Annotated in this window: 2 tRNA genes and 3 rRNA genes; all 5 read left to right on the top strand. The window is 51.0% G+C overall.

Annotated elements, in window-relative coordinates:
• Positions 1-35: 35 nt before the first annotated feature.
• The 5 genes from LNV08_RS22830 (at position 36) to rrf (ending at position 5,682) form a co-directional block, all read left to right on the top strand.
• Positions 36-1,559 (top strand): 16S ribosomal RNA (locus LNV08_RS22830).
• 319 nt (positions 1,560-1,878) lie between these two features.
• Positions 1,879-1,955 (top strand) — tRNA-Ile (locus tag LNV08_RS22825).
• Between the two features lie 12 nt (positions 1,956-1,967).
• Positions 1,968-2,043, top strand: a tRNA-Ala gene (locus LNV08_RS22820).
• Positions 2,044-2,472: 429 nt separating this feature from the next.
• Positions 2,473-5,353, top strand: a 23S ribosomal RNA gene (locus tag LNV08_RS22815).
• 216 nt (positions 5,354-5,569) lie between these two features.
• Positions 5,570-5,682: ribosomal RNA gene (gene rrf / locus LNV08_RS22810) — 5S ribosomal RNA — on the top strand.
• The 16S, 23S and 5S rRNA genes sit together here with 2 tRNA genes alongside, the layout of an rRNA operon.
• The last annotated feature ends 6 nt before the right edge of the window (positions 5,683-5,688 follow it).

Below are 5,688 nucleotides of genomic sequence, written 5' to 3'. Positions count from 1 at the left end.
TGGTTTTAGTCGATTCCGTTGAGTAAAACAAGATCGAACTGTAGAGTTTGATCCTGGCTCAGATTGAACGCTGGCGGCATGCCTTACACATGCAAGTCGAACGGTAACAGGTTAAGCTGACGAGTGGCGAACGGGTGAGTAATATATCGGAACGTGCCCAGTTGTGGGGGATAACTACTCGAAAGAGTGGCTAATACCGCATGAGACCTGAGGGTGAAAGCGGGGGATCGCAAGACCTCGCGCAATTGGAGCGGCCGATATCAGATTAGCTAGTTGGTGGGGTAAAAGCCCACCAAGGCCACGATCTGTAGCTGGTCTGAGAGGACGACCAGCCACACTGGGACTGAGACACGGCCCAGACTCCTACGGGAGGCAGCAGTGGGGAATTTTGGACAATGGACGAAAGTCTGATCCAGCCATGCCGCGTGCGGGAAGAAGGCCTTCGGGTTGTAAACCGCTTTTGTCAGGGAAGAAACGGCTCGCTCTAATACAGTGGGCTAATGACGGTACCTGAAGAATAAGCACCGGCTAACTACGTGCCAGCAGCCGCGGTAATACGTAGGGTGCAAGCGTTAATCGGAATTACTGGGCGTAAAGCGTGCGCAGGCGGTTATGCAAGACAGATGTGAAATCCCCGGGCTCAACCTGGGAACTGCATTTGTGACTGCATGGCTAGAGTACGGTAGAGGGGGATGGAATTCCGCGTGTAGCAGTGAAATGCGTAGATATGCGGAGGAACACCGATGGCGAAGGCAATCCCCTGGACCTGTACTGACGCTCATGCACGAAAGCGTGGGGAGCAAACAGGATTAGATACCCTGGTAGTCCACGCCCTAAACGATGTCAACTGGTTGTTGGGAGGGTTTCTTCTCAGTAACGAAGCTAACGCGTGAAGTTGACCGCCTGGGGAGTACGGCCGCAAGGTTGAAACTCAAAGGAATTGACGGGGACCCGCACAAGCGGTGGATGATGTGGTTTAATTCGATGCAACGCGAAAAACCTTACCTACCCTTGACATGGACAGAATCCTGAAGAGATTTGGGAGTGCTTGAAAGAGAACTGTCACACAGGTGCTGCATGGCCGTCGTCAGCTCGTGTCGTGAGATGTTGGGTTAAGTCCCGCAACGAGCGCAACCCTTGTCATTAGTTGCTACGAAAGGGCACTCTAATGAGACTGCCGGTGACAAACCGGAGGAAGGTGGGGATGACGTCAGGTCATCATGGCCCTTATGGGTAGGGCTACACACGTCATACAATGGCCGGTACAGAGGGCTGCCAACCCGCGAGGGGGAGCTAATCCCAGAAAACCGGTCGTAGTCCGGATCGTAGTCTGCAACTCGACTGCGTGAAGTCGGAATCGCTAGTAATCGCGGATCAGCTTGCCGCGGTGAATACGTTCCCGGGTCTTGTACACACCGCCCGTCACACCATGGGAGCGGGTTCTGCCAGAAGTAGTTAGCCTAACCGCAAGGAGGGCGATTACCACGGCAGGGTTCGTGACTGGGGTGAAGTCGTAACAAGGTAGCCGTATCGGAAGGTGCGGCTGGATCACCTCCTTTCTAGAAATGGTCGAGCCACGGTTGAGTTACTTGTAATTCAGCATGAGCGAGATCCACATGTACTCAGATTTAAGCGCCCACACTTATCGGCTGTAATACACAGTGAATGAATATTGAAGAAGTGAGCCTGCCGAGCTGGCCTCCACAGGAAAGCTTCAGATCCGCAGGCCACGAGTGAAGAACGNNNACATGTACTCAGATTTAAGCGCCCACACTTATCGGCTGTAATACACAGTGAATGAATATTGAAGAAGTGAGCCTGCCGAGCTGGCCTCCACAGGAAAGCTTCAGATCCGCAGGCCACGAGTGAAGAACGCGTGGGTCTGTAGCTCAGTTGGTTAGAGCATCGTCTTGATAAGGCGGGGGTCGCTGGTTCGAATCCAGCCAGACCCACCACGGTAAGTCCGGGGGGGATTAGCTCAGTTGGGAGAGCACCTGCTTTGCAAGCAGGGGGTCAACGGTTCGAACCCGTTATCCTCCACCAATCAAATATTCATTCATTGAGATGANAGCACCTGCTTTGCAAGCAGGGGGTCAACGGTTCGAACCCGTTATCCTCCACCACCACTTTTCATCAACTATTCATTCATTGAGATGGCAAACCAAAGTATCCGCGAACTGTGAAGTTCAGCGGTTGTTCTGGTTTGTCAGTTCAAACTGGCTGTGTTCTTTAACAATTTGTAGAGTCGAATCAGCGCTGCTAGCGGAAAGCTTAGCTTCTTTGTAAAGGGAGTTGAGCACCGTGCCGCTAGTAGCATTTTGATTGCGTCAAACATAGACTTCAACTGAGCAAGAAATTGTTTAGATATGAAGGACGGCGTAACGCGTAAATACTCAAATAACGTATGGACCGATGAAACGGGTTTGTACGAGTTCTTGACCGACACTGCAGTCAGCGGTGTCAAAGTTATAGGGTCAAGTGACTAAGTGCATATGGTGGATGCCTAGGCGATTACAGGCGACGAAAGACGTGATAGCCTGCGATAAGCTTCGGGGAGCTGGCAAATTAGCTTTGATCCGGAGATTTCTGAATGGGGAAACCCACCGCGCGAGCGGTAACTCTGACTGAATACATAGGTCATTGTGGCGAACCGGGTGAACTGAAACATCTCAGTAGCTCGAGGAAAAGACATCAACCGAGATTCCGAAAGTAGCGGCGAGCGAAATTGGAGTAGCCTTTACGTTTTAGCATCGTGTATATCAGAACGGAATGGAAAGTCCGGCCATAGCGGGTGATAGCCCCGTATGAAAAATGCTGCGGTGTGGAACTAAGCGTAAGACAAGTAGGGCGGGACACGAGAAATCCTGTCTGAATATGGGGGGACCATCCTCCAAGGCTAAATACTCGTAATCGACCGATAGTGAACTAGTACCGTGAGGGAAAGGCGAAAAGAACCCCGGGAGGGGAGTGAAATAGATCCTGAAACCGTATGCATACAAAAAGTAGGAGCCGCAAGGTGACTGCGTACCTTTTGTATAATGGGTCAGCGACTTACATTCAGTGGCGAGGTTAACCGAATAGGGAAGCCGTAGAGAAATCGAGTCCGAATAGGGCGAATTAGTCGCTGGGTGTAGACCCGAAACCAAGTGATCTATCCATGGCCAGGATGAAGGTACCGTAACAGGTGCTGGAGGTCCGAACCGACTAATGTTGCAAAATTAGCGGATGAGCTGTGGATAGGGGTGAAAGGCTAAACAAACTTGGAAATAGCTGGTTCTCTCCGAAAACTATTTAGGTAGTGCCTCAAGTATTACCATCGGGGGTAGAGCACTGTTATGGCTAGGGGGTCATGGCGACTTACCAAACCATTGCAAACTCCGAATACCGATGAGTACAGCTTGGGAGACAGAGCACCGGGTGCTAACGTCCGGACTCAAGAGGGAAACAACCCAGACCGCCAGCTAAGGTCCCCAAAATTGGCTAAGTGGGAAACGAAGTGGGAAGGCTAAAACAGTCAGGATGTTGGCTTAGAAGCAGCCATCATTTAAAGAAAGCGTAATAGCTCACTGATCGAGTCGTCCTGCGCGGAAGATGTAACGGGGCTAAGCCAGTTACCGAAGCTGCGGATGTGCAATTTATTGCACGTGGTAGGAGAGCGTTCTGTAAGCCTGTGAAGGTGGTTTGTGAAGACTGCTGGAGGTATCAGAAGTGCGAATGCTGACATGAGTAGCGTTAAAGGGGGTGAAAAGCCCCCTCGCCGAAAGCGCAAGGTTTCCTACGCAACGTTCATCGGCGTAGGGTGAGTCGGCCCCTAAGGCGAGGCAGAGATGCGTAGCTGATGGGAAACAGGTAAATATTCCTGTACCGATTACAAGTGCGATGTGGGGACGGAGAAGGTTAGCTCAGCCAACTGTTGGATATGTTGGTTCAAGCGTGTAGTCATGCCCCTTAGGCAAATCCGGGGGGCTTAGATGAGGCGTGATAACGAGTCTGCTTGCAGACGAAGTGAGTGATACCCTGCTTCCAGGAAAAGCCACTAAGCTTCAGCTTGTAATTGACCGTACCGCAAACCGACACTGGTGCGCGAGATGAGTATTCTAAGGCGCTTGAGAGAACTCTGGAGAAGGAACTCGGCAAATTGACACCGTAACTTCGGAAGAAGGTGTGCCTCTAGTATGTGTAGAGATTTACTCTCGAAGCAGAATGAGGCCGCAGAGAATCGGTGGCTGCAACTGTTTATTAAAAACACAGCACTCTGCAAAGACGAAAGTCGACGTATAGGGTGTGACTCCTGCCCGGTGCTGGAAGATTAAATGATGGGGTGCAAGCTCTTGACTGAAGTCCCAGTAAACGGCGGCCGTAACTATAACGGTCCTAAGGTAGCGAAATTCCTTGTCGGGTAAGTTCCGACCTGCACGAATGGAGTAATGATGGCCACACTGTCTCCTCCAGAGACTCAGCGAAGTTGAAATGTTTGTGATGATGCAATCTCCCCGCGGAAAGACGGAAAGACCCCATGAACCTTTACTGTAGCTTTACATTGGATTTTGAACAGACCTGTGTAGGATAGGTGGGAGGCTTTGAAGAGTGGACGCTAGTTTGCTTGGAGCCAACGTTGAAATACCACCCTGGTGTGTTTGAGGTTCTAACCTTGGTCCCTTATCGGGATTGGGGACAGTGTATGGTGGGCAGTTTGACTGGGGCGGTCTCCTCCCAAAGTGTAACGGAGGAGTTCGAAGGTACGCTAAATACGGTCGGAAATCGTGTTGATAGTGCATTGGCATAAGCGTGCTTGACTGCGAGACTGACAAGTCGAGCAGGTACGAAAGTAGGACAAAGTGATCCGGTGGTTCTGTATGGAAGGGCCATCGCTCAACGGATAAAAGGTACTCTGGGGATAACAGGCTGATACCGCCCAAGAGTTCATATCGACGGCGGTGTTTGGCACCTCGATGTCGGCTCATCTCATCCTGGGGCTGTAGCCGGTCCCAAGGGTATGGCTGTTCGCCATTTAAAGAGGTACGTGAGCTGGGTTTAAAACGTCGTGAGACAGTTTGGTCCCTATCTTCCGTGGGCGCTGCAAGATTGAGAGAGCCTGCTCCTAGTACGAGAGGACCGGAGTGGACGCACCTCTGGTGTACCGGTTGTCACGCCAGTGGCATCGCCGGGTAGCTAAGTGCGGAAGAGATAACCGCTGAAAGCATCTAAGCGGGAAACTCGTCTCAAGATGAGTCTTGCCGGGGCCTAGAGCCCCCTGAAGGGTCGTTCGAGACCAGGACGTTGATAGGCTGGGTGTGGAAGCGCGGTAACGCGTTAAGCTAACCAGTACTAATTGCCCGTGAGGCTTGACCCTATAACTTTGACAGCTCAATGCGTGGGAACACAAATTGAGTAGATCAAGGATATTTGAGAAAAGTACAAGTTATACCGTTCTTCAAAGAAGTCCGAGTTAACGCAATCAAAATAGAAGCTGATTCGATGTGCAATACCTTAGTTAATAAGTTATACTGCACGACTCTACAAATTGGATTGATTGTTTAAATACTAAACAGTCAATCAACCAGTTAAGCCTGATGACCATAGCGAGGCGGTCCCACTCCTTCCCATCCCGAACAGGACAGTGAAATGCCTCAGCGCCGATGATAGTGCGGATTCCCGTGTGAAAGTAGGTCATCGTCAGGCTAATAT

The organism is Paucibacter sp. TC2R-5, from assembly GCF_025717605.1.
Taxonomy (GTDB): Bacteria; Pseudomonadota; Gammaproteobacteria; order Burkholderiales; family Burkholderiaceae_C; genus Paucibacter_A; species Paucibacter_A albus.
This window is presented reverse-complemented; position numbering and strand designations above follow the sequence as displayed.